Annotated in this window: 30 protein-coding genes; 11 read left to right on the top strand and 19 right to left on the bottom strand. The window is 31.4% G+C overall.

Features of this window, described 5'->3' with window-relative positions; translation table 11 throughout:
- Positions 1–16: 16 nt before the first annotated feature.
- From ACTT9C_RS05550 to ACTT9C_RS05590, 9 genes are all read right to left on the bottom strand, one after another.
- Complete coding sequence (locus tag ACTT9C_RS05550; protein WP_440923503.1) at positions 17–970, bottom strand: electron transfer flavoprotein subunit alpha/FixB family protein; 954 nt, start codon at positions 968–970, stop codon at positions 17–19.
- A complete protein-coding gene (locus tag ACTT9C_RS05555; RefSeq protein ID WP_440923504.1) occupies positions 970–1,719 on the bottom strand; it encodes an electron transfer flavoprotein subunit beta/FixA family protein in 750 nt (249 codons plus the stop codon). Before ACTT9C_RS05555 ends, ACTT9C_RS05550 begins: the two co-directional genes overlap by 1 nt.
- Positions 1,719–4,151, bottom strand: coding sequence for a GcvT family protein (locus tag ACTT9C_RS05560; RefSeq protein WP_440923505.1), 2,433 nt, complete (start codon positions 4,149–4,151; stop codon positions 1,719–1,721). The genes ACTT9C_RS05555 and ACTT9C_RS05560 overlap by 1 nt, the downstream gene beginning before the upstream one ends.
- 56 nt (positions 4,152–4,207) lie before the next feature.
- Positions 4,208–4,681: a hypothetical protein gene (locus ACTT9C_RS05565; protein WP_440923506.1), complete on the bottom strand. Its 474-nt coding sequence runs from the start codon at positions 4,679–4,681 to the stop codon at positions 4,208–4,210.
- Positions 4,653–5,222, bottom strand: coding sequence for an NAD(P)H-dependent oxidoreductase (locus ACTT9C_RS05570; protein ID WP_440923507.1), 570 nt, complete (start codon positions 5,220–5,222; stop codon positions 4,653–4,655). Before ACTT9C_RS05570 ends, ACTT9C_RS05565 begins: the two co-directional genes overlap by 29 nt.
- Positions 5,222–5,623: a CoA-binding protein gene (locus ACTT9C_RS05575; protein ID WP_440923508.1), complete on the bottom strand. Its 402-nt coding sequence runs from the start codon at positions 5,621–5,623 to the stop codon at positions 5,222–5,224. Before ACTT9C_RS05575 ends, ACTT9C_RS05570 begins: the two co-directional genes overlap by 1 nt.
- Positions 5,624–5,813: 190 nt before the next feature.
- A complete protein-coding gene (locus tag ACTT9C_RS05580; RefSeq protein ID WP_440923509.1) occupies positions 5,814–6,587 on the bottom strand; it encodes an enoyl-CoA hydratase in 774 nt (257 codons plus the stop codon).
- Positions 6,588–6,593: 6 nt separating this feature from the next.
- A complete protein-coding gene (locus ACTT9C_RS05585) occupies positions 6,594–6,968 on the bottom strand; it encodes a cytidyltransferase (RefSeq protein WP_440923510.1) in 375 nt (124 codons plus the stop codon).
- Entirely contained in the window at positions 6,968–7,375 is a 408-nt protein-coding gene (locus ACTT9C_RS05590; protein ID WP_440923511.1) for an AAA family ATPase, read from the bottom strand. The genes ACTT9C_RS05585 and ACTT9C_RS05590 overlap by 1 nt, the downstream gene beginning before the upstream one ends.
- A gap of 105 nt (positions 7,376–7,480) precedes the next feature.
- Between ACTT9C_RS05590 and ACTT9C_RS05595 the strand changes: the two genes are divergently transcribed.
- The 3 genes from ACTT9C_RS05595 to ACTT9C_RS05605 all read left to right on the top strand — a co-directional run bounded on the left by ACTT9C_RS05595 (position 7,481) and on the right by ACTT9C_RS05605 (position 10,249).
- Positions 7,481–8,209, top strand: coding sequence for a methylenetetrahydrofolate reductase (locus ACTT9C_RS05595; protein ID WP_440923512.1), 729 nt, complete (start codon positions 7,481–7,483; stop codon positions 8,207–8,209).
- On the top strand, positions 8,202–9,560 hold the full coding sequence (locus ACTT9C_RS05600; protein ID WP_440923513.1) for an aminomethyl transferase family protein: 1,359 nt from the start codon (positions 8,202–8,204) through the stop codon (positions 9,558–9,560). Before ACTT9C_RS05595 ends, ACTT9C_RS05600 begins: the two co-directional genes overlap by 8 nt.
- A 146-nt stretch (positions 9,561–9,706) precedes the next feature.
- Positions 9,707–10,249 carry a hypothetical protein gene (locus tag ACTT9C_RS05605; protein ID WP_440923514.1) on the top strand — a complete coding sequence of 181 codons (543 nt, stop codon included), beginning with the start codon at positions 9,707–9,709 and terminating at the stop codon, positions 10,247–10,249.
- On the opposite strand, the gene ACTT9C_RS05610 is transcribed toward ACTT9C_RS05605, so the two are convergent.
- From ACTT9C_RS05610 to ACTT9C_RS05625, 4 genes are read right to left on the bottom strand one after another with little or no spacing between them, the layout of a single operon-like run.
- A complete protein-coding gene (locus ACTT9C_RS05610; protein ID WP_440923515.1) occupies positions 10,246–10,416 on the bottom strand; it encodes a hypothetical protein in 171 nt (56 codons plus the stop codon). The genes ACTT9C_RS05605 and ACTT9C_RS05610 overlap by 4 nt on opposite strands.
- Positions 10,409–11,020, bottom strand: coding sequence for a DUF3726 domain-containing protein (locus ACTT9C_RS05615; protein ID WP_440923516.1), 612 nt, complete (start codon positions 11,018–11,020; stop codon positions 10,409–10,411). Before ACTT9C_RS05615 ends, ACTT9C_RS05610 begins: the two co-directional genes overlap by 8 nt.
- 9 nt (positions 11,021–11,029) lie before the next feature.
- Positions 11,030–12,682, bottom strand: coding sequence for a hypothetical protein (locus tag ACTT9C_RS05620; protein ID WP_440923517.1), 1,653 nt, complete (start codon positions 12,680–12,682; stop codon positions 11,030–11,032).
- 3 nt (positions 12,683–12,685) lie between these two features.
- The gene (locus ACTT9C_RS05625) at positions 12,686–13,651 is read right to left on the bottom strand and encodes a membrane dipeptidase (protein ID WP_440923518.1); all 966 of its coding nucleotides are present in this window, start codon (positions 13,649–13,651) and stop codon (positions 12,686–12,688) included.
- Positions 13,652–13,766: 115 nt separating this feature from the next.
- Here ACTT9C_RS05625 and purE point away from each other — a divergent pair, with 115 nt between their 5' ends.
- The 6 genes from purE (at position 13,767) to ACTT9C_RS05655 (ending at position 17,347) form a co-directional block, all read left to right on the top strand.
- Positions 13,767–14,240 carry a 5-(carboxyamino)imidazole ribonucleotide mutase gene (purE, locus tag ACTT9C_RS05630; protein WP_440923671.1) on the top strand — a complete coding sequence of 158 codons (474 nt, stop codon included), beginning with the start codon at positions 13,767–13,769 and terminating at the stop codon, positions 14,238–14,240.
- Positions 14,241–14,244: 4 nt separating this feature from the next.
- Positions 14,245–15,291, top strand: coding sequence for a 5-(carboxyamino)imidazole ribonucleotide synthase (locus tag ACTT9C_RS05635; RefSeq protein ID WP_440923519.1), 1,047 nt, complete (start codon positions 14,245–14,247; stop codon positions 15,289–15,291).
- A complete protein-coding gene (locus tag ACTT9C_RS05640) occupies positions 15,291–15,758 on the top strand; it encodes a GNAT family N-acetyltransferase (RefSeq protein WP_440923520.1) in 468 nt (155 codons plus the stop codon). The genes ACTT9C_RS05635 and ACTT9C_RS05640 overlap by 1 nt, the downstream gene beginning before the upstream one ends.
- Before the next feature lie 118 nt (positions 15,759–15,876).
- On the top strand, positions 15,877–16,083 hold the full coding sequence (locus ACTT9C_RS05645) for a cold-shock protein (RefSeq protein WP_075519460.1): 207 nt from the start codon (positions 15,877–15,879) through the stop codon (positions 16,081–16,083).
- A gap of 101 nt (positions 16,084–16,184) precedes the next feature.
- Positions 16,185–16,931, top strand: a complete 747-nt coding sequence (locus tag ACTT9C_RS05650) for an aspartate/glutamate racemase family protein (protein WP_440923521.1) — start codon at positions 16,185–16,187, stop codon at positions 16,929–16,931.
- On the top strand, positions 16,931–17,347 hold the full coding sequence (locus ACTT9C_RS05655) for a hypothetical protein (protein ID WP_440923522.1): 417 nt from the start codon (positions 16,931–16,933) through the stop codon (positions 17,345–17,347). The genes ACTT9C_RS05650 and ACTT9C_RS05655 overlap by 1 nt, the downstream gene beginning before the upstream one ends.
- Here ACTT9C_RS05655 and ACTT9C_RS05660 read toward each other — a convergent pair.
- Complete coding sequence (locus tag ACTT9C_RS05660) at positions 17,337–17,735, bottom strand: hypothetical protein (protein WP_440923523.1); 399 nt, start codon at positions 17,733–17,735, stop codon at positions 17,337–17,339. The genes ACTT9C_RS05655 and ACTT9C_RS05660 overlap by 11 nt on opposite strands.
- A gap of 113 nt (positions 17,736–17,848) precedes the next feature.
- On the opposite strand from ACTT9C_RS05660, the gene ACTT9C_RS05665 reads away from it, so the two are divergent.
- Positions 17,849–18,697: a DMT family transporter gene (locus tag ACTT9C_RS05665; RefSeq protein WP_440923524.1), complete on the top strand. Its 849-nt coding sequence runs from the start codon at positions 17,849–17,851 to the stop codon at positions 18,695–18,697.
- 6 nt (positions 18,698–18,703) lie between these two features.
- Here ACTT9C_RS05665 and ACTT9C_RS05670 read toward each other — a convergent pair whose 3' ends face one another.
- From ACTT9C_RS05670 to ACTT9C_RS05685, 4 genes are read right to left on the bottom strand one after another with little or no spacing between them, the layout of a single operon-like run.
- Entirely contained in the window at positions 18,704–19,291 is a 588-nt protein-coding gene (locus ACTT9C_RS05670; RefSeq protein WP_440923525.1) for a sarcosine oxidase, read from the bottom strand.
- Positions 19,288–22,284 carry a sarcosine oxidase subunit alpha family protein gene (locus ACTT9C_RS05675; protein WP_440923526.1) on the bottom strand — a complete coding sequence of 999 codons (2,997 nt, stop codon included), beginning with the start codon at positions 22,282–22,284 and terminating at the stop codon, positions 19,288–19,290. The genes ACTT9C_RS05670 and ACTT9C_RS05675 overlap by 4 nt, the downstream gene beginning before the upstream one ends.
- On the bottom strand, positions 22,284–22,553 hold the full coding sequence (locus ACTT9C_RS05680; protein ID WP_440923527.1) for a sarcosine oxidase subunit delta: 270 nt from the start codon (positions 22,551–22,553) through the stop codon (positions 22,284–22,286). Before ACTT9C_RS05680 ends, ACTT9C_RS05675 begins: the two co-directional genes overlap by 1 nt.
- On the bottom strand, positions 22,554–23,810 hold the full coding sequence (locus ACTT9C_RS05685) for a sarcosine oxidase subunit beta family protein (RefSeq protein WP_440923528.1): 1,257 nt from the start codon (positions 23,808–23,810) through the stop codon (positions 22,554–22,556).
- A gap of 126 nt (positions 23,811–23,936) precedes the next feature.
- Between ACTT9C_RS05685 and ACTT9C_RS05690 the strand changes: the two genes are divergently transcribed.
- Positions 23,937–25,622: a formate--tetrahydrofolate ligase gene (locus ACTT9C_RS05690; protein WP_440923529.1), complete on the top strand. Its 1,686-nt coding sequence runs from the start codon at positions 23,937–23,939 to the stop codon at positions 25,620–25,622.
- Here ACTT9C_RS05690 and ACTT9C_RS05695 read toward each other — a convergent pair.
- On the bottom strand, positions 25,619–26,581 hold the full coding sequence (locus ACTT9C_RS05695; protein ID WP_440923530.1) for a glycerol-3-phosphate dehydrogenase: 963 nt from the start codon (positions 26,579–26,581) through the stop codon (positions 25,619–25,621). The genes ACTT9C_RS05690 and ACTT9C_RS05695 overlap by 4 nt on opposite strands.
- Positions 26,582–26,597 lie beyond the last annotated feature (16 nt).

A 26,597-nucleotide genomic window follows, 5' to 3' on the forward strand; every position in this document is an offset into this window, starting at 1 on the left:
TTTTTTACAGATTATATTATTTTTGTATAGTGTTTAATTTGTTCAGTTCCTCAATAAATTGAGGTACTGCTTCAAAAAGATCAGCTTCTAGACCATAGTCTGCAACACTAAAAATTGGAGCTTCACCATCCTTATTGATTGCGACAATCACTTTGCTTTCTTTCATTCCAGCTAAATGCTGAATAGCACCAGAAATACCAATGGCGATATATAAATCTGGAACAACAACTTTTCCAGTTTGACCCACTTGATGATCATTGCTTATATATCCAGCATCGACAGCTGCTCTTGACGCTCCAATAGCAGCATTTAATTTATCAGCAACTGAAGTGATTAATTTAAAATTGTCTCCACTCTGCATTCCTCTTCCACCAGAAACAACCACTCTTGCAGTTCCAAGTTCTGGTCTATCTGATTTAATTTCCTCTCTTTTTACAAATTTTGTATTATTAAACTCTTCACTTGGTTCAGCTTTTTCAATTGGTGCAGATCCGCCTGAACTCTCACATGGATCAAAAGAAGTTGGTCTAATAGTAATACATTTTTTTGGATCCTTGCTTTTTACTGTTGCAAATGCATTTCCAGCATAAATTGGTCTTAAAAATGTATCTGCAGAAATTACCTTGATAATATCACTGACTTGAGAAGTATCTAAAGAAGCTGCAATCCTTGGCATCAAATTTTTACCAAATGTATTAGCTGAACAAACAACATGTGAATAGTTTTCTGCCAATTTCACTATCACTGGCGCAAAATTTTCTGCCACAAAGTTTTCGTAATGAGCTGCTTCTACTTGAATTACTTTTTTGACCAAAGGTAACTCTGATAATTTTTTTGCTGCATCTCCACAGTTATTACCAATAATTACAGCATGAAGATCGGTATTCATTTGAGAGGCTGCAGTTACAGCATTAAGTGTAAAAGGTTTGAGTTCTTTATTGTTATGTTCTGCAACTAATAAAACTGACATTATATTACTTTAGCCTCATTTTTTAATTTTTGCACTAGCTCAGCCACACTTTTTACTTTTATACCAGCTTTTCTTTTTGGTGGCTCTTCAACCTTAATTTGCTCGATTCTTGGTGATGTATCTACTCCTAAATCTGACGCATTTATTTGCTCAATAGGTTTCTTTTTAGCCTTCATTATGTTGGGCAAAGACGCATATCTTGGTTCATTAAGTCTTAAATCACAAGTTACAATAGCAGGAATATTAATCTCTATTGTCTCTAATCCCTCATCAATCTCTCTCGTAACTTCAAGTTTTTTATCCTTAATCTCTATTTTTGAGGCAAATGTTGCTTGAGGCCAATTTAGTAAAGCACTTAACATTTGACCTGTTTGATTACAATCATCATCAATTGCTTGTTTTCCCATAAAAACTAAATCTGGTTTTTCTTTTTCAACAATTTTTTGTAATAATTTGGAAACGGCTAAAGGTTCTAAAATTCCATCAGCTTTAATAAGAATGCCTCTATCAGCTCCAACCGCTAATGCTTTACGAACAGTTTCTTGAGCTTTCTCTTCTCCAACACTTACTGCAATTACTTCGGTCGCTTTTCCAGACTCTTTGATCTTTACCGCCTCCTCGATTGCATTATCATCTGGTGGATTGGTAGACATCTTAACATTTTCAGTTACCACACCAGTGTTATCCTCCTTAACTCTGACTTGAACATTGTAATCTATAACTCTTTTTACTGCGACTAAAATTTTCATTAGGCTCTCAAAAGTTTATTTTCAGCATCATACGGACTTTCCTCTACTATTGTAGCCTCATACATTTTTCCTAGAATATCAACTTTAAGTTTTTCCCCAACATTTGCTAAATCAGGTTTCACCATGGCTAAGGCAATAGATTTATCTAATCTAAATCCATATTCCCCTCCTGTTGCTCGCCCAACGACTTTGTCATCTTTATAAATTGGATTGTTACCTAAAACATCTGAATCTGTTGTGTCATGAACCTCTAGTGTTACTAACTTGTTATCAAAACCCTTTTCTCTCCATTTGTTTAGTGCATCAAGTCCTATGAAATTGCCCTTGTTTGGATGAATAAATCTATCTAGGCCAGACTCATAAGGTGAATACTCAATTGATAGTTCAGTTCCCACGAGTTTATAAGATTTTTCTACTCTTAAACTGTTCATCGCTCTGATACCAAAAGGTTTAAGACCAAGATCCTTACCTGCTTCCATTAATTTATCAAAAATATGGTTTTGATATTCAATTGGGTGATGTAATTCCCAACCAAGTTCACCAACAAAATTTACTCTCATAGCATTTACTGGAGCATATCCAACATTAACATTTTTTGCAGTTAACCATTTAAAGTTTTCATTTGAAAAATCATCAGTCGAAACTCTTTTCATAAGTTCTCTAGCTTTAGGACCAGCCACAACAAGCACACCTGTACTATTTGTTAAATCCTCAAATATAACTGAACCATCAGTAGGCATCCATTTTTGAATCCAATCATGATCTAATCTTAAATTTGCTCCAGCTGATACCAAATAATAACTATTTTCAGCTTCTTTCATAATTGTAAACTCAGAGTGAACACCACCTTTAGTATTTAGTGCATGACACAAATTAATTCTTCCAATTTTTTTTGGAAGTTTGTTAGCTACTAAGTAGTCTAAAAATTCCTCTGCTTTTGGACCCTTAATTCTACATTTTGCAAAGGCTGTCATATCCAAAAGTCCAACATTTTTTTTAACATTCTCACATTCTTTTTTAATTGCATCAAACCATTTTGATCTTCTAAATGACCAATGATCTTTTTGTTCCATTCCATCAGTTGCAAAAAAGTTTGGTCTTTCCCACCCAAATTTTTGTCCAAAAACAGCACCAAGATTTTTCATTCTTTCATAACAAGGAGATGTTCTTAAAGGTCTTGCAGCTGGTCTCTCTTCATCAGGATAATGAACAATAAATACATGACTGTAAGCTTCTTCATTTTTTGCTTTAAGATAAGATTTTGTTGCGTAATTTCCGTAACGTCTTGGTTCAACACCAAGCATATCAATCGTCGGTTCACCATCAATAATCCATTCTGCTAATTGCCAGCCCGCTCCACCTGCTGCAGTTATTCCAAAACTATGTCCCTCATTAATCCAAAAATTTTTAAGTCCCCAAGCTGGACCAACAATAGGATTACCATCTGGTGTGTAACATATTGCACCATTATAAACTTTTTTCACTCCAACTTCTCCAAATGCTGGAACTCTATGTATTGCTCCCTCAATATGTGGAGCAAGTCTATCTAAATCTTCTTGAAACAATTCATATTCAGAATCTTTTGAGGGACCTTCAACATAACATGCTGGTGCACCATCTTCATAAGGACCTAGTATTAACCCACCAGCCTCTTCTCTCATGTACCATCTACTATCACTATCTCTTAATACACCCATTTCTGGAAGACCTTCTTTTTTTCTTTTTTGTATCTCTGGATGTGGTTCAGTCACAATATATTGATGTTCAACAGGTATGACTGGAATATCTAATCCAACCATTTCACCAGTTTGTCTTGCAAAATTTCCCGAACACGAAATCACATGCTCGCATTCAATTGATCCTTTATCTGTTTCAACAATCCATCCTTCTTTATTTTGTCTCATAGATAATACTGTTGTATTTCTATAAATTTCTGCTCCTCTGTTCCTTGCTCCTGTAGCTAGCGCTTGAGTTAAATCAGCGGGTTGAATGTATCCATCTTCAGGATGTTGAATTGCTCCAACTAAATCATCAGTATGACAAAGCGGCCAAATTTCTTTTACTTGTTGAGGTGTCAAAAATTTTACATCAACACCAATTGTTTTAGCTACACCAGCATATTGATGGTACTCATCCATTCTATCTTTTGTACTAGCTAAACGGATATTTGAAACAACACTGAAACCAACATTCTTACCAGTCTCCTCTTCTAATTTTTTATAAAGATTTACTGCGTACTTGTGAAGTTGACCAACAGAATAACTCATATTAAAAAGAGGTAATAATCCTGCTGCATGCCAAGTTGAGCCAGAAGTTAATTCTTTTCTTTCAATTAAAACAACATCAGACCAGCCTTTTTTTGCTAAATGATAAAGAGCACTTACTCCAACTACTCCTCCACCGACTACGACAACTTTTGCTTTAGATTTCATTAAACGATTCCTACTAAATTTTTATTCATAACGAAACAAAATTGTATTATGGATAATCAGATTGAACTTCCTAGTGCAATTGGGCTAGAAACCATTGTGGTCAACCAACAATCTTTGAGAGGTCCGTCAGCAGTATATTTTTCCACTTGCCAGTTGAACTTATGGTAAATCTTATCTTTATCTAAAATTATCACCTCAAATTGTGCCCATTTGTCACCACCTCCTACCTTCGTAATTGTATGGCTTAAATGATTAAGTAGCATTTGGTATGAGTTGCCTTTAATCATCATTTTAAAATTTGGTAAGGGGCCAGTGCTTTTTTTGTTGCTGGGATGGGCAAAATTCCACGTTTGTTCGATCCCGCTATCTTTATAATTTATGTCATTTTTTTTGAGTCCATTTAATTGGATCTCTACAACTTTTGAAGGTTTTATATTGCTATTAGGTTTGAGTAATTCAGCTTTTGTTATTGAAATTGAAAAGACGAGAATTATTAAAACTTTAAATATTATTTGCAGTTTTTTTAACATCTTCTAAAAATTTTTTTCTTTTTTTATCCTCAACAAATGGTACTGCAAAGTATCTTCGATATACCACATCCGTTATGCCGCATATATTGAAAACACCTCTTCTTAATCTTTTTGTTGGCATATTTAAAAAAAATGTTCTTACAGCGAATTGTGGGGAGCCATAAGTACAAAAAACTACAGCTTTTTTTCCTTTTAAATTTCCAAGAGGATAACCATAATTTCCAAATAATTTCTTAAATCTAAATGCCCAAGGTGGTGCAAGAACTTTATCAATCCATCCTTCCACAATTGCTGGCATTCTAAAATTCCATATAGGTGCGATTAATACTATTACATCCGAACTTTCTATTCTTTTTCTATGATCCAAAATCTTATTGTCTGGTTCTTCGCCAGAAAAAACTGGATCAAATTTTTCTTTATATAAGTCAACTATATCTACTTGATGGCCGTTATTTTCTAGAGTTTCCTTAAAAGTATCTCGAATTGCCGCATTAAAAGATTTTTCATCATAATGACCATAAACAACAAATATTTTTTTCATTAATTAAAATACTTTTCGTACTCTATTTTCGTACATTTGTTCTCAATGTATATAATATCATTTGTCTCAACAATTTTTTTTGCCTCTTCATTTCTTATATCTAATTGTAACCATAAAACCTTAGCTTTTACTTTAATTGCATCTTTTGCAATTTCAGCTGCTTCATTTGAAGGCCTGAATACGTCAACTATTTCTATTGGACCATCAATCTCCTTAATATTTCCAAAAACTTTCTCACCTAATATACTTTCTCCTTTCATGGATGGATTTACAGGATAAACTTTAAAACCGTAATCTTGTAAGTATTTCATTACAATTGAAGATGTTTTTGTTAAATCTTTACTTGCACCTACTAGAGCAATATTTTTATATTTTTTTAAAATTTCTTTTATATTTTCCACTCTATTTACTTATTACTCTTTATCTTTTCTTCACAAAACTTCTTAGCTTCTTCAATAGTCATTGGTTGATCCAACTTTTGACTACCTGCAATACAAGCATCAATAGATCTATTAAAATTATGATCCCTAAAGGTAAAGATAAAATATATACCAATTATGATTAAGATAATTGTTAGAATATTTTTTACTTTCACTTATTTCTCCATTTAGGTTTTCTTTTTTCCAAAAAAGCTGAAATGCCTTCTTTTGCATCCATAGCCATCATATTGTATGTCATCATTTGACTGGTGTACGAGTATGCTTTTCTAAGTGGCATTTCTAACTGCTTATAAAAAGCTTGTTTTCCAATTTTAATTGTTAAATTTGATTTTGATGCAATTTTTTTTGCAATTTTCATCGTCTCGCTATTTAATTTTGATTTTGAAAAACAATCATTAATCAAACCAATTTCCTTTGCGTAATTTGCATTAATTGGCTCACCAGTAAGAAGCATCTTCATCATAGGTTTTCTATTAATCTTTCTGCTAACTGCAACCATAGGGGTGCTACAAAACAATCCAATATTTACTCCTGGTGTTGCAAAAAGAGCATCTTTAGTACTGTAAGCTAAATCACAGCTCGCAACTAATTGACATCCTGCTGCATAAGCTGCGCCATGAACTTTTGCAATAACAGGTTTTTTACCCTCAACTATTTGAAGCATTAGCTTTGAACAAAGATTAAATAATTTTTTATATCTTTCTTTTTTCTTTAAGTCTTTTACTTCTTTTAAATTATGACCTGCACTAAAACCTTTTCCAGCACCCTCAAGGATAATAACTTTAACCTTTTTATCTTTGTCTAATTTTTTTAAAACATTAATTAAATCTTTCAAATTTTTGTAAGATAAAGAGTTATATGTTTTTGGCTCATTAATAATAACTCTCGCTATATCTTTATTCTGATTAATGATTTTGATATTCATTAAAAACTATTTAAGTTTACCGTCTTCTCTCATCTTTGCTCTTATCTTGGTGGCTGAAATTTTTTGTATTTCCTCAGGTAAAACAATTTCCTCTATTTTATAACCAACGCCTCTTCCATAACAAATGTTTGTAATATTGGGTACTAACATAATTTTAAAACGTCCCTCGAATTCTGGATTAAGTTTATCTTCAATATTTTTTTTTACTGTTTCAAAGTCAAATGGATTATCATCAACACCTTGTACATCTCTAATTTGTATGCAAACTTGTTCAGTTTTTTTAATTATTTCTTTAAATAAGGTATAATGACCATCATGAAAGGGCTGCCACCTTCCTAACATCTGTGCAGTTGGTTTTTTATTGTCCCATTTATAAGACATTATACTATTTCCTTTAATATTTTTGGTGCCCAATTTTTAGCATCTTGAGTGGTAACATGATAGTTATACTTCTCTGGTTTTACGAACATTTTATTAGTATCATCAAACCTACCTTCTTTAATAGTATCGACCCAAATAATAAAATCTGCTGGAAACAGTGCTCTTGCAGCAGGGGTTGGACAAACAAAATCTGCAACAACATGATTACCTTGATCTCTAAACTCTTTTGCTTTTGCCCACATTCTTTTCGCCTGCCTAGTTCTTCCCTCTGCTGAGAAATCCCAATCATTTGCTTCTTTTCTCACTTCATCAGCATTGAGCCACTTTGCTTTTAATAATGGAACTAACTCAGAGGCTAAAGTCGTTTTACCTGAGCCTGGCAAACCCATAATTAATATAATCTTCATGACTTAAGATAGTTAACAATCCACTCGATTTTAAGCAACAAATATCATTGCGTCATTTGATAAAATTCTTTGACAGCTTTTTCAAAAAAGATAATGATCTATAAAATGAATTTTTCTCTAGAAATAAGCCCAACAACAGATCTCGACACTGTTCCGCCTGTAAATGATATTTACATAACAATGTTACCTGGTGGGGATTATAGAGAGACAGCTCAACAGGCAGTTGAGTTAGTTAAAAAAGGTTTTAATCCTGTTCCTCATTTTCCTGCAAGATCAATGCAAGATGAAAAGCAACTAAAAGATTATGTTTCTAGGTGTAAAGACGGTGGAGTTAAACAAGTTTTAGTAATTGGTGGCGGAAGAGAACCGATGGGAAAATTTGATAGCTCGTTTCAACTTTTAGAGACTGGTTATTTTGAGAAGATGACAATAGGAATTGCTGGACACCCAGAGGGGAGTCCTGATATATCCGACTCAGATTTAGAAAAAGCTATGATAGATAAAAAGCCTTATGCTGATTATATAGTAACACAGTGGTTATTAGATCCCCAGCCTATTATAGATTTTGTTTCTAAACAAAGCGTACCAGTGCATGTTGGAATTACTGGGCCTCTAAAAATATCAAGCTTAATTAAATTTGCTAATATTGTTGGAGCAAAAAATTCCTTAAATTTTCTTAAATCTAATTTTACTAAGGCGTTAGATTTATTAAAACCTAAAGACCCTAATGATCTAATTGGGAAAGTTAAATCGCATACTGATTTCTTCCACATTTATACATTCGGCGGCTTGAAGGAAACAAACAAGTGGTTGAAGGAGAATGGTTATGTCTAAAGAATTTGACTATACTAAACTAAAGCATGTTACTTCTGTTGATCAATCAGATCGAAAAGTACCATACAATTTAAGACAAAGTGGGCCTACAAAAGTTGAAATGTTAATTTCAACAAGGGTAAGAAAGTCACCATATTGGCATCTATCTATGCAAGCAGGTTGTTGGAGAGCAACTGTTTATAACAGAATTTATCATCCAAGAGGATATGTGAAACCTGAGGATGGTGGTGCAATGGTTGAGTATGATGCAATTGTAAATCATGTAACTATGTGGAATGTTGCTGTTGAGAGACAGATCCAAGTAAAGGGTCCTGATGCAGAAAAATTTGTTGATTACGTGATAACTCGAGATGCAACAAAAATCTCTCCGATGCGAGCAAGATATGTAATTTTATGTAACGCTTACGGAGGAGTTTTAAATGATCCAATACTTTTAAGAATTGCAAAAGATGAATTTTGGTTTTCTTTATCAGACTCGGACATTGGAATGTATTTACAAGGTGTTAATGCAGACGGTAAATTTAATTGCACGATAGAGGAAATTGATGCATGTCCTGTTCAAATTCAAGGGCCTAAATCAAAAGCTTTAATGAAAGATCTTTGTGGAGATCAGGTTGATTTTGACAATATGCCTTTTTATGGCTTAGCTGAAGTTAAGATTGCAGGAAGAAGTTGTGTAATTTCACAATCAGGTTTCTCAGGTGAAGCTGGGTATGAAATCTATTTAAGAAATGCTACTCTATATGCAGAAGACATGTGGAACGCAGTTCTTGAATCTGGAAAAAAACATAAACTTATGGTTATAGCACCTGCACACCACAGAAGAATTCAAGCTGGAATTCTTTCTTGGGGTCAAGACATGGATCAACAACATAATCCCTATCAATGTAATTTGGGCTATCAGGTTTCATTATCTGGTAAAGGAGAATGGAATAAAAAAGCTGACTATGTTGGTAAATCTGCTTTAGAAAAAATGGGCAAAGAACTTAAAGAAGGAAAAAAGCCATATAAACTTCAATTAGTCGGATTAGAGTTGGGTGGAAAACCTATTGATGATTATGCGCCAGATTTTTGGTTAATATCAAATGAGGGTGGCGGAAATCCTGTCGGATTTGTAACTTCACCATGGTGGCATCCTGAGAAAAAAACAAATATTGCTATGGGATATGTCCCTTTTGATGGAACATTGAATGCTAATGGTTTTCCCAAAGGTAAAGTTGGAAAGAAATTTAAAGTCCATTTACCAGAGAAATATTCAGATAAAACTGGAACACCTGTTGATGCTGTTATAGTTGATATTCCATTTAAGGAATCTTATAACGCTAACACAAGAGAAGTGGTATCAGGTTAATTATTTTTTTAGGGGAGTTTGCGCTCCCCTTAAAATCATAAATGACAAAGAGTTTCATTATTGTAGTTTGCATTATCATTGCTATTGCATTATTACTATTTCCGTTGATTGTATCTTACAAAGAACAAAAAAATAAAAAAAAATAAATGTTTGCAGAATTTTTAAATATAATTTTTAAATCTATAAAATTAGATAAAACACTTTATAGCGATAATAAAAATTTTGGTGAAGCTTCAATATATTTTGCGGGTTTAATAATGATATTAGATGGTGTAGCTGGAGCTGTGGCTGCAAATACTGTTGTAAAAACAGCTATTGGAATGTCTGGTCTTACGGCCATTTTAACATGGTTTATTTGGGCAATTTTTATTTATGTAATCGGTGTAAAATTATTTCCAGATAAACAAACAAAAGTACCTTTTAAAAAAGTTCTGGTAGCAGTTGGTTTTGCTCATGCACCAGGTTTGATAAGATTTTTTGCATTAACTCCCGAATTGATGATACCTATAATTTTTCTTACCCAATTTTGGATTTTTGCTGGTTTAATCATATCAACTAAACAAATCTTGAATTTAAAATCAAATTTTAAATCATTTGGGATTGTATTTTTGTCTTTTTTAATTATTGCATTCCTGTCGATATCATTCGTTATGAGTAGAATGAATGCGTTACCAATAAATAGTATCTAAATTGGAAAGATTGTTTTCGAAACTCTGCATGATTTACAAATTTTAAATCCAGTCAAAATTAAATTTTGGGTAACACTCTCATCAATTTTTTTACATTCATCACAGATATCATTTAACTCATCAACGTTTGTGTCATTCTGATCTTTTATATTGTCATCTTCAATCATTATCGGTTAAACCCGCTCCTGCTGCACCTTTTTTTAAACTTTCTGTTTCTTCAACAAAAGTTTTCTCTGATAATTGATATAAACTTTTCCAATCTCGCTCTGTAAAGTTGTCATTATTTTCTAAGATTTTTACCTCTACTTTGTTTGCAATATTTGGACAATTTTTATTTAATAAGTTTGTGGAAATATTAACATTAATATTTAACAAAAATTCGTTTTTTTCAAACTTAAAAAAAATTTTTTTACCGATAACCTCTGAGCTTCTACTAAGAAATGGTAAAAATAGTAATGGATATGCAATTTTAGAAAAATTAATAGTTTTTATTTTTTCAATTTTTTCAATTTGATCTAAAAAACTTACACCTAAAATAATTGGGCAGTAAGAAAATTCAGAACATTCATTATTTTCATTAATTAGACTAAGATTCTCAAACTTTTTGTCTTTTTTTTCATTTAAATATTTATTTAAATTTTTAATTCCCTCAAAGTTAAACATTTCTAGTAACCTTACACTTTTTCCAACCTCTTCGCTTATTCCCCAAGAATAACCTAATGCTCTACTTGCGCGTTTAGAGGTTGTTTCAATTTCACTCAAAGATTTCATAAAATTTAATCAACGATAGACCCAATGCTGATTATAATCTTTTAATTCATGCGGAAGTGGTGCTCCTTGAAACATGCAAATTCTTAACCACTTATCTGACCTAGGATCAAATTTAAGTGCACCAAAAAAAGATAATTTTAATCTTAGCATATCGATTGGGACAACGTTTTCATTAATTGTATTATCTTGAATTTCAGCATAAGGAAATTTTTCAATGATAAATGCACGTCTTACAACATGTCTTAAATCTGCATTATTCATTAAAAATTTATCAATAGTTAAATCATCTTGACATGAAATTAACTGATCATTAAGTATTTTAATGTCTCTAGCAATTGCAAGAGGTTGTTCTAATTCTGCACCTACTTCCTCAAAACGATCTGCATACCTAGGCTCTTCCTTATTTTTAGAAATAAACCAAAAATTTCTTAAATTTGATTTATCTTCAAAATCAATTTTAAGAATATCTGGATACCTTTGCTTTAAAATATTTTTTAGGTCCAAAACTGTTCTTTCTGCGGGAATTCTAAAATACTTTTCCTCATCTGAGCTCATTTTTTTTATTAATGGCTGAACAATTTTATCAAAAGGTTCCATCATCATAGATACGATATACTCAATGGTTTCCTCACAAGATTCTTTCTCTAACCATAAATATATTTGATTGAAAGGATATGGGGTTGAAAAATCTAATTGATTTTCGATAAATTCTAAAAATTTTTTTAAATTAAAAAGTAACGAATTTATTTTTTTGATTTGGAACTCGCTTTCAGAATTCCAACTGGTAATATTTTTTAAGGAACCTTTGACACATTTTTTGAATAAATATGCATCTTTTGAATTTACATTTTTAATTTCTCTAATTTCTTTTAATGCGATTTCTCTTGATAAAATCCAATTATTTAACAAAGTAGGATGATTTACAATAAAAGGTGCCATTCCTAGTCCAGTTGAATTTCCAATGCCAAGGTTTCTGCAAATTTTTGTGTCTAAATGAACAGCTTTCTTTGGATTTTTATGCTTTGCTACATGATTAACTTGATCAAAAGTGAATTGCCTTACTAAATAGACCAACATCATCTCTAATCTAAACGGTCCATTAATTTCTGCCCTATTTTTAATTCTAAATCGATCTGCTAAACCAAACTTTCCAGAACCATAAACAGCAGTAGTTCTATATAAGTATCCAACTTTTTCTAATAAATTTAAATCTGGCTGATTACCTTCGCTTAACTTCTCAACTACGTGATTAAAAACTCTAACCGATTTATTTGCTCTAGATAAAGTTAGTTCTTTATATGAAAGTCTACCAACTTCTTGCCTTGGAACTTCATTTTTCAATCTTTCAATATCTTTTTTTGAGGGAACCCCATCATGCAAAGTAAATGCAGCATCCCATTTTGTTGCAATAACTCTATCTGATCTATCATTATCTTCTATCTTGTTAGCAAAACAAACTAATGAGTAAACTCTTTTATCTTTTTTGAAGGAATATATCGCTACACCATATCCACCAGGATCTAAGTTGAATAAATCTCTGTTGTATTCCCAGTCTTTGAATTCATCTAAAAAACTTCTTAGAAATGATAATTTAGATTGATGAAAAGACCCTAGTCTAGACAATTTCATTATTATATTTGGATCTCTTAATTCGACTTTCATGCTCTAAATGTTTCTATAAAAATTATACCAATTGTTACCTAATATCCCATTAGTTTCTTCCTCAGAAAATCCAACTTTTCTTAATCCCTTCTCTATATTGAAAAAACCCCTAGCATCCTCAAACCAACCTGGTTGTTTAGGGAAGCCAGGTTTGTTTTTTGAGCCTTCCCCATAATTTTTATTTTTAGACCAGGTACCGTTCCTCATCCATTCTACGATTTCATCAGGCTGATTCAAACATAAGTCTGATCCAATACCAATATTTTTGATATTCATTATATCTGACGTTCTAGCAATCATTTCACAAAAGCTATCTAAAGTACAATCAGTATTATTCTTTAAATGGTGAGGATATAAAGAAAAACCCAAAATTCCTCCACTATCACTTAAAACTTTTAATAGCTCGTTAGATTTATTTCTTTTAGCAGCATGCCAAAAGCTGGGGTTAGCATGTGTGATTGCAATTGGTTTCTCACTTATTTCAATTGCGTCTAATGTGCTTTTTTCAGCAGAGTGGGACATATCTATAACTATTCCAACTCTGTTCATTTCTTTAATAACTTCACGTCCAAAATTAGTTACTCCACTATCAATTTTTTCATAACAGCCAGTTGCTAGAAGAGATTGGTTATTATAAGTTAATTGCATAAAACGACATCCAAATTTATGTACTTTTTCTACTAAAGATATGTCATCCTCAATTGGTGAGCAGTTTTGGAATCCAAAAAAAATTGCAGTTTTTTTTTCTAATTTAGCTTTTTCAATATCTTTGAAATTTGTACCTTGAAAAATTAAATCTGAATTTTTTTCAAAAAGTTTTTCCCACTTTTTAATTTCATTTAAAAATTCATTATAATCCTCATGATAGACAATTGTTACATGAACAGCATCTAGCTCAGCTTGTCTATTAATTTCAAAAACTTCTCTTGTCCAATTACAATACTGTAAATTATCAATTTTATATTTCATGAGTTTAATTTTATTAAACCATATCAATATGTATTTGAAATTCTATTAATTTATTGAAATTTCAACAATTTTTTGAAATAAAGTTTCAATAAATATATTCATGAATAAAAAGAGTCTGAAAGTTTCAATAGTGATGGGCAGTCAATCTGACTTTAAAACAATGAAGTTAGCAAAACAAATTTTAAAAAAACTTAAGGTTCCCATAGAAACAAAGATTATTTCTGCACACAGAACTCCAATGAGAATGTATAAGTACGCATCTGATGCAGAAAAAAATAATATTGGGGTAATTATTGCAGGTGCAGGAGGCTCAGCACATTTGCCTGGAATGATAGCAGCACTTACTCAAATACCTGTATTAGGTGTTCCAATTGAGAGTAAAAAACTCAAAGGCTTAGACAGCTTGTTATCTATTGCTCAAATGCCAAAAGGAATTCCTGTAGGGACTTTAGCGATAGGAGAAGATGGAGCAATTAATGCAGCTATACTTGCTGCTTCAATTATTTCTAATAGTAATCCTAGCGTTAAATCTAAACTTAGAAGTTGGAGATTTTCTCAAACAAAATCAGTTAAAAAAAATCCAAAATAATTCAATGTCTGAAATTAGATTAGGAATTCTTGGTGGTGGTCAATTAGGTAGTATGTTGTCAGTTGCGGCAAAAAAATTAAATATCAAAACTTTGGTTTACTCAGATGATCAAGATGCACCTGCACAAAATTTCTGTGATGAATTCATGTTTGGTGATTACAAAGATAAAAATAAAATTAACGATTTTGTAAAAAAGGTAAGTATAGTTACATATGAATTTGAAAATATTCCTTATGAAACTTTAAATGAAATAAATAAATTCAAAACTGTCAATCCAAAGCCATCTATAAATAGATTAATACAACATCGTTTAGCTGAAAAAGATTTTGTGAATAAATTAAATATCAGAACCACAAGATATGTTAGTATTGAAAAAAAATCAGATTTAGAGACCCTTGATGATTTTTTGCCAGGAATTTTAAAAACATCAACCATGGGTTACGATGGAAAAGGTCAATATCCTATTAAATCACTAAGTGAGTTAAATGGATTAAATATAGATTTTTCAAAAGAATATATTCTTGAAAAACTAGTTAAATTAAAAAAAGAAATCTCAGTTATAATCACAAGATTTGGTATTAACAGATACGAAATTTATGAGGCAATCGAAAATATTCATGAAAACCAAATTTTAAAGAAATCTAAAATCCCTGCTGATATTAGCAATAAACTTGTTGATCAATCTAGAGAGTGGAGTAAACAAATTTCCGAGGAATTAAAATACATTGGTACACTTTGTGTAGAATTTTTTATAGATAGAAATGATAATCTTTATGTGAATGAAATTGCACCCAGAGTTCATAATTCTGGCCATTTAACTATTAATGCTTTTAATATTAGTCAGTTTGAAAATCATATAAGAGCAGTTTGTTCTTTAGAGCAAATTCCTTTAAAGAAATTACATAATGCAGAAATGATAAATCTTATAGGTAATCAAATTACCCCATATAGACAAAATATAAATTTAAAAGATAATGAATTTTTTTTCGATTATCAAAAAAAAGAAATAAAAGATAAAAGAAAAATGGGTCATTTAACAAAAATTTTATAATGTTTAAAACTATTGAGGGAAACTTTGAAAATTCGGATGTTAATGAACTTTTAAAAAAACATTTTGTAGAACTAAGGGCAGCTTCTCCTGAGGGAAGTGCGCATGTTTTGGATATTGAAGGTTTAAAAGTACCATCTATTAAGTTTTGGAGCTTATGGGATGATGATAAATTGATAGGTTGTGGTGCCCTTAAAATTCTAGAAGAAGATCATGGTGAATTTAAATCAATTAGATTACATGATGATTTTAGGAACAAAGGGAATGGAATGAAACTTATTGATCATTTGTTTGATGAAGCTAAAAAATTAAATATTAAACGAATTAGCATAGAAACTGGAGCAGGAATATTCTTTAAACCAGCAAGAAAATTATTTAATTTATGTGGATTTAAGCCTTGTAAACCGTTTGCACATTATAAAGAGGATAAAAATTCTATTTATTTATCAAAGTTAATTAACAACACTTAAAAATAAAATTTTAAGTATTGATCTATTTTGTTGACAAAAGTAATTAAATTATAAAGAAAGTCACTATTACTTAAATATAAGTAATAAATTAACAAACAAAAAAGTAAGAAGAAAAAATATGAGTCTACAAGGAAAAGTAAAGTGGTTCAATCCAACCAAAGGTTTTGGTTTTATTGAAAGAGATGATAAAGAAAAAGATGTGTTTGTACATGTTTCAGCAGTAAGAGATGCTGGTATGAACGGTTTAGATGAGGGTCAAGCTTTGACTTTCGATGTTGAAGATGGTCCAAAAGGTCCTTCAGCAGTTAACTTAAAAACTGCATAATTTTCATTACATAGATTATTGGCTATAAGATTTACAATTTGACAATATTTGTATATTTGTAGCCAATAAGAAAAATTTAAAATCAATAAAATAAAAATAGAATGATTGGAATTTTAGGTGGCATGGGCACACAAGCTGGCCTAGACTTTTGTAATAAACTTGCAATTCTTTACCGAGGAAAAATTGATCAAGAATATCCTTTATTTCTTCTTTTCAACAAATCAAATATTCCTGGACGACCAGAGTCAATAGGTGTTCAAACTAAGAATTTATCAAATCGAAAAAAAAATAAAAAAATTGAAAAAAAATACTCGTTAGTTTTAAAAAGTTTATTACATGGATGCAATATACTTAAAAAAAGTAAATGTAAATTTATTGTTATTCCATGTAATACAGCACACTATTGGTATGATGATTTAAGAAAAAGAGTAAAATTACCAATTATAAATATGCCAAAAGAGGTATTCATTCACACAAAAAAAACATGTAAGAAAAATTCACCAATTGGACTATTAGCAACTGAGGGTACTTTAAACACTGGTGTCTACAATAAATTTTTTGATAAAAATTATAATCTTGTTTTTCCAAATATTTCTTTACAAAGAAATTCTGTAAATAAAGCAATAAAATTTGTCAAAATGGGAAATGTAAAAGCTGCCAGCAAAATTATTAAACCTGCCATAAATTATTTGATTAAAAAAAAATGTAAGAAGATAATTTTAGGGTGTACTGAATTACCGATAGCCATATTTGCATTCAAATCTTTTAAAAAAGTAAAGACTTCAAAAATTTTTTTAGATCCAAATTTGATATTAGCCAATGCGGCAAAGAAAAAATATCGTAAATAATGAAATCTAAAGATAAACCGTATATTTTATATGTAGCTGAAAGAATATATTTAGAGGTTTCAGAAATTAAAAAAAAAAATAATGGTTTTTCTAATATAGATGCCATAGATGGTTTTATTGGATCTGAAACCTATAAAGAAGTAAGTAGTGGTAAATTTCATGACAATTGGTTTGAGGAACTAAAGAAAAAAAATGAAAAAATTCCTGAGGAGACAATGAGATTACTAAAGATTCAAAGAGAAATGATGATCAAACAATTAATTCAATACCCTGAACTTTATTACACTAAAAGCCATTTTCCCCTGGAAATTTCTCAGCGTGCATTTGATCACTTATGGAGAATGTGTGAAAGTTATGAATTATGGTGTAAAGAAACTAACCAAAAAAAATTAATTCTTTTAAATCTTACTGATTAATTTTTTGTTTTATTAGCTTTTGATGAGTTAATTCAACTCTTTTTTCAACTAAAAGTTTAAAATCTTTAATTATTTTTGGCTCATTATTTTGTTGGACAAGTTTTTGATGAACTATTTTTACTCTTTTTTCAATTAAGTTTTTAAAATCTTTATTAATACGATTTTCTTCATTATTTTTTGATACTTCTTCTGTGATGTAGTTAAGAGAACTCTTGCCTGTTTTTTTTTTAAATTCATAATCAATTGCTAATTGAGCGGTTGCTTTGACTAAATTTCCCGATGTTGCTACTGTGATTGCCGGACCCAATACAGCCGGTAAAGGGACGAAACCAGTTAAAAATAAAAATGACGTAAGAAACAAACTGAGTTTTAAAAATTTTTTAATCACAGTCTAAAGTTATTTGATTTAGCTAGATGCCACAATAATTAAATTGTCCAAAATAAGTTTTAATACTAATAGAATATTATGGTAATTCATCATATTTTATTACAATTTTTAACATGATCAAAATTTTTCCTTTTATTTTTATTATTCTTTGGTCATCTGCATTTATTACTACTAAACCGATCATCGATAATAGTGATCCATTTGCTGCCTTGGCTTTTCGTTTTTTTTTTGTGGCAGTTGGGTTTTTGATATTCTCACTTTATTCTAAATATTCAATTATAATAAAAAGAAAAAACTTAATTGAGTCAGTCCTTAGTGGTGTTCTATTCCATGGTTTGTATCTGGGAGGGGTTTTTTATTCAATTTCTATTGGCATGCCCACAAGTATTGCAGCATTAATTGTAACTCTTCAGCCAATTTTGACAAATATCCTGAGTGGACCAATATTAAATGAAAAGGTGACTTTAAAACAATGGTTTGGTGTTTTGCTTGGATTTCTTGGAGCAACACTAGTTTTGGGTTTAGATTTAGGATCAAAGATTCCATTGCTGGGATTAGTTGCTACATTAATAGCACTCATTTCAATAACAGCATCAACAATCTGGCAAAAAAGATTAAGTAATAATTTACCTCTGTCAGTTAGTAATTTTTATCAAGCTGTAGGAGGATGTTTTTTTCATATTATTGTTGTTATATTTTTTGCAAAACCCTACATAGCCTTCACAAAAACATTTCTTCTTTCAATGGGTCATCAAATATTTCTTGTGTCTTTTGGTGCTTTTACAATTTTAATGTTTTTGATAAAAAAAAATTCTGCAAGTAAGACTGTTTCAATTTTTTTTCTTATTCCAGCAACATCTGCTTTAATGGCTTGGTTCTTTTTAGAAGAAAGCTTAACAACAATTGATCTTCTAGGTTTTTTGATAACGTCAATAGGAGTTTATATAGCTACTAGAGATTAATCTAAGCTATTTATTTTCATAACCAAACTCTAATGCTGCATCAGTAATAGAATGGTATAACGACTCTCCAAAACTTCTTAGAGCAAATAATCTTACTTTAAATGGTTTATCATTTAATAAGTCTACTGTGAACGCAATATTATTATAAAGAGAATTTATCGAATTATTTTTCTTTAATTCATCAAAATTAAATGGTGATCCTTTTTTTAAAACTTCTATTACATGATTGCCCTCTATATCAATTACAGCTCTTGAGTGAGATAAATCAGTAACCGCAAAATCTGTTTCTTTACATGTTGAAGAAATATCGTTTATTAAATCTTTTTTGAAAGAGACTAATAACCAATTTTTTGGACCATTCCATAAAATTCTCGTGTTATCATTAAAACTAACATTTAAAGGAGTGTCTTTAGGTTTTAAACCGTCAATATCTATACTTTCAATTGGTATCTTAGAATTTTTGAACTGTACAATTTGCACAATTAATAAATTTTTTTTCTCTGAGATTTTTAAAAGATCATCCCCTTTTTTGTCCTCAAAGTCTCCAAATTGTCCTTGATGGTGAACATTGGCTAGTGCAGAAATTAAACTCATGATCTAACTCGTTCACCTTTTGGGTCAACATAATGTGAAGACACTATCTCGACTGGGATTACTTTGTTTTTTAGCGGGGACATAACAAATAACTTTTCTCCGATCATATTCTTACCATCCTTTAAAATTGCTAAAGAAAATGGATTATCATATTCAACACTCCAGCATGAAGCTGAAATATAACCTAATTTTGGGTTTGGAAGTGGTGCATTTGAATCTTTAACTAAATGAGATCCCTCTGGTATGCTTGTTTTTTTATCTAATGGGACAACACCAACAATTTTTTGTCTATCTTCAGCTGCAAAAGCTTTTCTAGATAAAGATCTTTTTCCAATAAAATCTTTCTTTTTGCTCAATAGTCCCTCAAGTGAATTGTCATAAGGAATAGTTCTTCCATCAAGCTCTGAGCCTGCAACATGCCCCATCTCAATTCTTAAAGTTGATAGTGCTTCTGTTCCATATGGTTGAATTCCAAACTCTTCTCCAGCTTCTATTATTTTTTCCCACATAAAATATCCATTGTCTGACTCAACATTTACTTCGTATGCAAGTTCACCAGAAAATGAAATTCTAAAAATTTTTGCTTTTACTCCGAATAAATCACCTTCCATGTAACCCATAAAAGGAAGTCCTTCATTTGTAACATCAGATTTTGGAAAAAGTTTTTTTAATAATTCTCTTGATTTTGGTCCAGCAATTGCTGCTCCCGCCCACTGTTCTGTCGTTGAAACTACATTTACATTTAATTCTGGCCAAACAAGTTGTAGGTAATATTCTAGATGCGATAGAACATTAGCAGCTTGAGCAGTTGTTGTAGTCATATGGTAATGATTTTCTGATATTCTTGTCGTTGTTCCATCATCCATAACTATTCCATCTTCTCTCAACATCACACCATATCTTGCCTTGCCAACTGGCAATTTTAACCAAGCATTTGTGTAAACTCTATTTAGAAGCTCTGCCGCATCTGGTCCTTTAATATCAATTTTACCTAAAGTGGTTACGTCACAAACACCAACATTAGTTCTAACATTTTTAGCCTCCCTTTTTGACGCCTCAAATAAATTCTCTTCACCACGTTTGTAATACCTTGGTCTTAACCATACACCAGCATCAACAAAGACTGCATTATTTTTTTCATGCCATGAATGCATTGGAGATTTTCTTGTTGGTTTTGAATGTTTTCCTACTTCCCTTCCAACAATTGCTCCAATAGAAACTGGTGAGTAAGGTGGTCTAAATGTTGTGTGCCCAACTGCTGGCACAACTTTATTTTCAATTTTCGACACTAGTTGTAAACCATTAAGATTACTTGTCTTACCTTGGTCAGTAGCCATACCAAGTGTAGTGTATCTTTTTACATGTTCAATAGACCTATACCCTTCTTTAAGAGCTATCTCTATGTCAGAAACTGCAACATCATTTTGGAAATCCAAAAATCTTTTGTAGTTTTTTCCCTTTGGTAAGGGTACACACCAAAATTTATCATGTAATGTAGATTTCTTTTCAACAACATTAGGAAAAGAAACCTTGTTCTCATTATTTGTTATTTTTTTTGATAAAAGATTTCCTTTTTCAAATGAATCTTTTAATGTCTCCTCTAAAGTGTAAATTCCATTTGCAGCCCCTAAGGTTTTTTCATTTTGTTTAGATATACCAGGAACAAATGCATCAATATCTTCATTAAATTTTGTTTTATTTCCAGATTGTGATGCCAAATGAATTGTAGGTGTCCAAAACCCAGAAACACAAATACAATCACACTCAATATTTTCAATTGATCCAAGTTCCTCTTTGTTATCTGAAATTTTAGCTACATCAGCTGATTTTACTTTTTTATATCCTTGAGCAGCTACAACTACATATGAATTTTTAATATTGATATTCATATTTTTTGCTTCTTCGATAATCTCTGATTGAGGTTCTTTTCTTGTATCTAAAATTATTGGATCAATACCATTCTTTTTAAATTCAATTGCTGTCTCATAACCACTGTCATTATTTGTAAAAACAAGCGGTTTTTTTCCAACTAATACTCCATACACTTTCAAGTATTCCTTAGCAGCTGAGGACAACATTACGCCTGGAGTATCATTATTGCCAAATACAATAGGTCTCTCTATTGATCCAGAGGAGATTAATACTTCTTTTGCTCTAATATACCAAAGTCTCTGCTTTGGATGAAATTTTTTTGTTTTTGGTAAATGGTCACTAATTCTTTCAGACATCACTAACATGTTATGATCATAATAACCAAAAACTTGAGATCTGTTTTTTACAGTCACATTAGGCATTTCTTTAAGCTCTGAAATGATACTGTCTGCCCACTCTTTACCTGTTTGGTTCCCTATATTTACTTCACTAGTTAATAAAGTTCCTCCAAATCGTGATTTGTCCTCAGCCAGAATAACTTTCGCACCATTTTTTGCAGCTGAATAGGCACTTGCTAATCCTGAAGGACCTGAACCTGTAATTAACAAATCACAATATTCATATTTATGTTCATATCTTTCTTTGTCATGTTTTATAGATGCTGTGCCCAAACCAGCAGCTCTTCTGATAAAAGGCTCATAAATTTTATACCAAAAACTTTTTGGCCACATAAAAGTCTTGTAATAAAAACCAGCTGGGAGAAATATCTTTAAAAAATTATTTATAGCACCAACATCAAAATTCACACTTGGCCAACAATTTACACTTTTTGCTTCTAAACCCTCAAAAAGTTCCTGTTCAGTAGCTTTTATATTTGGTTCTGTTTCACCATTTCTATATAATTGAACTATCGCATAAGGCTCATCAACTCCGGCACCAAAGAAACCTCTGGGTCTATGATATTTGAAGCTTCTTCCAATAAGATGAACTCCATTAGCAATTAATGCAGAGGCAAGGGTATCGCCCTCATAACCAAAATAATTTTTACCGTTGAATTTAAAAGAAATTTTTTTATCTCTATTTATTAATCCACCACTTTCTATTCTAAAACTTTGTGTCATTATGAAATTTCTTCATTTGCTTTTAGAGTTTTAAAAATTTCATGAGTAGCTGTATCTCTCTGAACTTTTATCCATTGTCTGCAACCTGATAAATGTTGCCATAACTCCCAATGCTTTCCTCTTAAGCTTTTCCTATTATAAACAAAATTATCCCAATCTTGATCAGATATTTCTTTTCCTAATTCTGGCCGTTTGACAGTTGCATCGCCTCCGTATGAAAATTCATTCTGTGATCTCATTCCACAGTGTGGACATTTTATATGGAGCATTTACGAAATCCAGGTTTTGGTACCAAGCCCCTTTTCGTCAAGTAAGTGACCAGTGTTAAATCTATTTAAACTATAGCCTGCATTTAATTCATGAACTCTATCTTGTGCTATTGTATGAGCAAATGTCCAACCAGATGCAGGTGTCGCTTTAAATCCACCATAGCACCAACCACAATTTAAATACAAACCTTCTATATGAGTTTTGTCTATTATTGGTGAGCCGTCCATAGACATATCCATTATTCCACCCCAGGTTCTAAGCATTTTTAATTTACTTAGGAAAGGCATCATTGCAATTCCTTCAGTTAGAACATGTTGCAGAGTTGGAAGATTACCTCTTTGTGCATAACTATTATAGCCATCAAGATCACCACCCATAACCATTTCACCTTTGTCAGACTGGCTTATATAAAAATGTCCAGCACCAAAAGTAACTACTTTATCTAAAACTGGTTTTACTGGCTCAGATACACATGCTTGTAGAAGATGTGTCTCAATTGGCAATGTCATATTTAATTTTTCAGCTAAAATATTTGTACTACCTGCAACACATAATCCAATTTTTTTTGCTTTAATGTCTCCACGAGAAGTTCTCACTCCATTAATTTTTCCTGCAGACACATCAAATCCAATTACTTCACAATTTTGAATTATGTCTACACCCATATCATCTGCCTGACGTGCATAACCCCAAGCTACAGCATCGTGTCTTGCTGTTCCCGCACTAGGCTGCATTAATCCACCAAAAATTGGAAATCGTACATTCTCAGAAAAATCAGCCATAGGAATAATTTCTCTCACTTCTTCCCTATTTAAGAGAACTGCATCGATACCGTTTAATCTCATTGAATTTCCTCTTCGAGCATAAGTATTCATTTGTGCATCTGAGTGAGCAAGATTTATTATTCCCCTTGGAGAAAACATCACATTGTAATTTAAATCTTGACTCATTCTTCTCCAAAGATCCATTCCAAATTCGCTGAATAATGCATTGTCATCATGCATATAATTTGATCTAATTATTGTAGTGTTTCGACCAACATTACCACCACCGATCCAACCTTTTTCGATTATAGCAACATTGGTAATATTATGCTCTTTAGCTAGATAATATGCTGTTGCTAAACCATGTCCGCCGCCACCGATAATAACAACATCATACTCTTTCTTAGGAGTTGGGTCTTTCCAAGCTAAGTCCCAATTTTCATGATTTGAAAGGGCATTTTTAACAAGACTAAAAACTGAATATTTTTGCATGATTAAATTTTATAATAATGAATATAAATAGTTCATATTTTTTTTATATATAATTTTTAGATATTTCCAAAGGCTTTAAAAAGAGATACTAATCGACCAGTTTTTTATTATTTATTATAAAATTCAATGAGCGACATAAAATCAGATATCCAAATTGCTCGTGAAGCAAAAATGCTTCCAATAAAGGAAATCCTAGCGAAAGTAAATGTTCCAGACGAAAGTTCAGCTTTTAGCCCGATGGGCAGACATATTGCAAAAATAAACTTAGAATACATAGATACATTAAAAGATAAGACGGACGGTAAATTAATTTTAGTTACGGCAATAACTCCAACTCCTGCTGGCGAAGGTAAAACAACCACTTCCGTCGGATTAAACGATGGACTAAATAAAATTGGAAAAAAATCTATTGTATGCTTAAGAGAACCAAGTCTAGGTCCATCTTTTGGTATGAAGGGTGGTGCTGCAGGAGGAGGATATGCTCAAGTAGTCCCAATGGAACAAATTAATCTTCACTTTACTGGAGATTTTCACGCAATAACATCAGCACATAATCTTTTATCTGCTTTAATTGATAATCATATCTACTGGGGAAATAAATTAAACATAGATGTCAGAAGAATTGTTTGGAAAAGAGTTATGGATATGAACGACAGAGCTTTAAGATCAATTAATATTAATCTTGGTGGTGTTGCTAATGGTTTTCCAAGAGAAGATGGTTTTGATATCACGGTTGCTTCTGAGATAATGGCTATCTTTTGTCTTGCTAATAATCTTGAAGATTTAGAAAAAAGGATCGGAAATATTACAGTAGCATACACTCGAGAAAAAAAACCAATCTACGCTAAAGATTTAAATGCACATGGACCAATGACTGTTTTGCTTAAAGAGGCAATCAGACCTAATATTACACAAACACTGGAAAATAATCCTGCGATAATTCATGGTGGACCATTTGCAAATATTGCTCATGGATGTAATTCTGTAATTGCAACTAAAACTGGATTAAAACTTGCTGATTACGTTGTAACTGAAGCAGGTTTTGGTGCAGATTTAGGAGCTGAAAAATTTTTAGATATCAAATGTAGGAAATCAAATTTAAAACCAAGTTGCGTTGTTATAGTAGCTACTGTTAGAGCCTTGAAGATGCATGGTGGTGTTGCAAAAGATAATTTAAAGAATGAGAATGTAGATGCACTAAAAAAAGGATTAATAAATCTTGAAAGACATATTGAAAATGTGAAAAAGTTTGGTTTACCTGTAGCAGTAGCTATAAATCATTTTATAAAAGACACTGATAAAGAAGTAAATGCTTTAGTAGAATTTTGTAAAAAGCTAGGGGTTAAAGCAAGTATTTGTAAGCATTGGGCTGATGGTGGTGAAGGAACAAAGGATTTAGCTAAACATGTAACAGATTTATGTGAAAAGAATGAATCTAAATTTAAATTTTTATATGAAAGTAAAACTCCACTTTTCAAAAAAATAGAGACCATAGCAAAAGAGATTTATAGAGCTAATGAAGTTATTGCTGATACTAAAATCAGAGATCAACTAAAAAACTTTGAAGAAGCTGGTTATAGTGAATTACCTATATGTGTTGCAAAAACTCAATATAGTTTCTCAACAGATCCAAATCTGAAAGGTGCTCCAACTGGTCATTCGCTACCAATTAGAGAGATTAGGTTATCATCTGGCGCGGAGTTCATTGTTGTTGTTTGTGGAACAATCATGACAATGCCCGGACTTCCTAGAGTGCCAGCAGCTGACTCTATCAAGCTAAATAAAGACGGTGATATAGAAGGTCTATTTTAAACTTTTAACTTAAGTTTTTTATTTTCTTTAATTGTCTTAAGTAAATTAATCATTAGTGGAATTTTGTTCTTATCAATTTTTTTTAAAATAAATGGTGTGATCTCTCTTGCGAGTTCTTCACCTTCAACAGTTTCTTTAGGCATAAATCTTTTTTTTGCAGTTTTAAATGTAAATCCTTTACCTAAAAAACTACCCATTTTACTATTTCTTCCGCCAGCAGCACTAACGTAAAGATCACCCACTCCAGCGAGCCCAAGGATTGTTTCATCCTTACCTTTAAAATATCTATTTAAATATCTCATTTCAAGAACTGCTTTTTGAAATAGATTAGATGAAGAGTTAAGGCTTTGACCGGCTCCAATGATCATTGAATATATATTTTTTATTGCTGAACAGACCTCTACTCCTACTACGTCCCGGGAGTACTCTGTTAAATAATATTTTGTAGAAATTTTTCTTCCTATAGATTTTGCAATGTTAATATTTTTATTTGCTATAATAACACTAGTTTGATTTTTTCTGGCTAATTCCCTTGCCAAACAAGGTCCTTTAAGTACTGAAATATTTTTTAGATCATAGTTTTTTTGAAGCTGTTCTGAAATTGTTAATATCTTATTCTTTTTTTTTTCAAATTTTAATCCTTTAGTCAGAACCAAAATTGGTGATTTAACTCTTAAATTTTTTAATTCTTTGCCAATAAAGTCAATACCTGGAAGACTTAAGGCTATTACTATTAAATCAAAATTTTCTTTTAATAAATTTTTAGAAAATTTTCTAAATTTTAATTGTTTTGGTAATTTTATCTTAAGAGCAGAGTGAAATTTTTTTTTAGAAGATAAATCTTTAATAAATCTTTTGCTATAGGGCTCAGTAATTGTAACATTATTTTTATTTTCTAAACTTGGGATTGTAAATGCAGAACCCATTGCACCTCCACCAATAACTAAGATATTTTTCATAACAAATAATTATTTT

The organism is Candidatus Pelagibacter sp., assembly GCF_052049575.1.
Taxonomy (GTDB): domain Bacteria; phylum Pseudomonadota; class Alphaproteobacteria; order Pelagibacterales; family Pelagibacteraceae; genus Pelagibacter.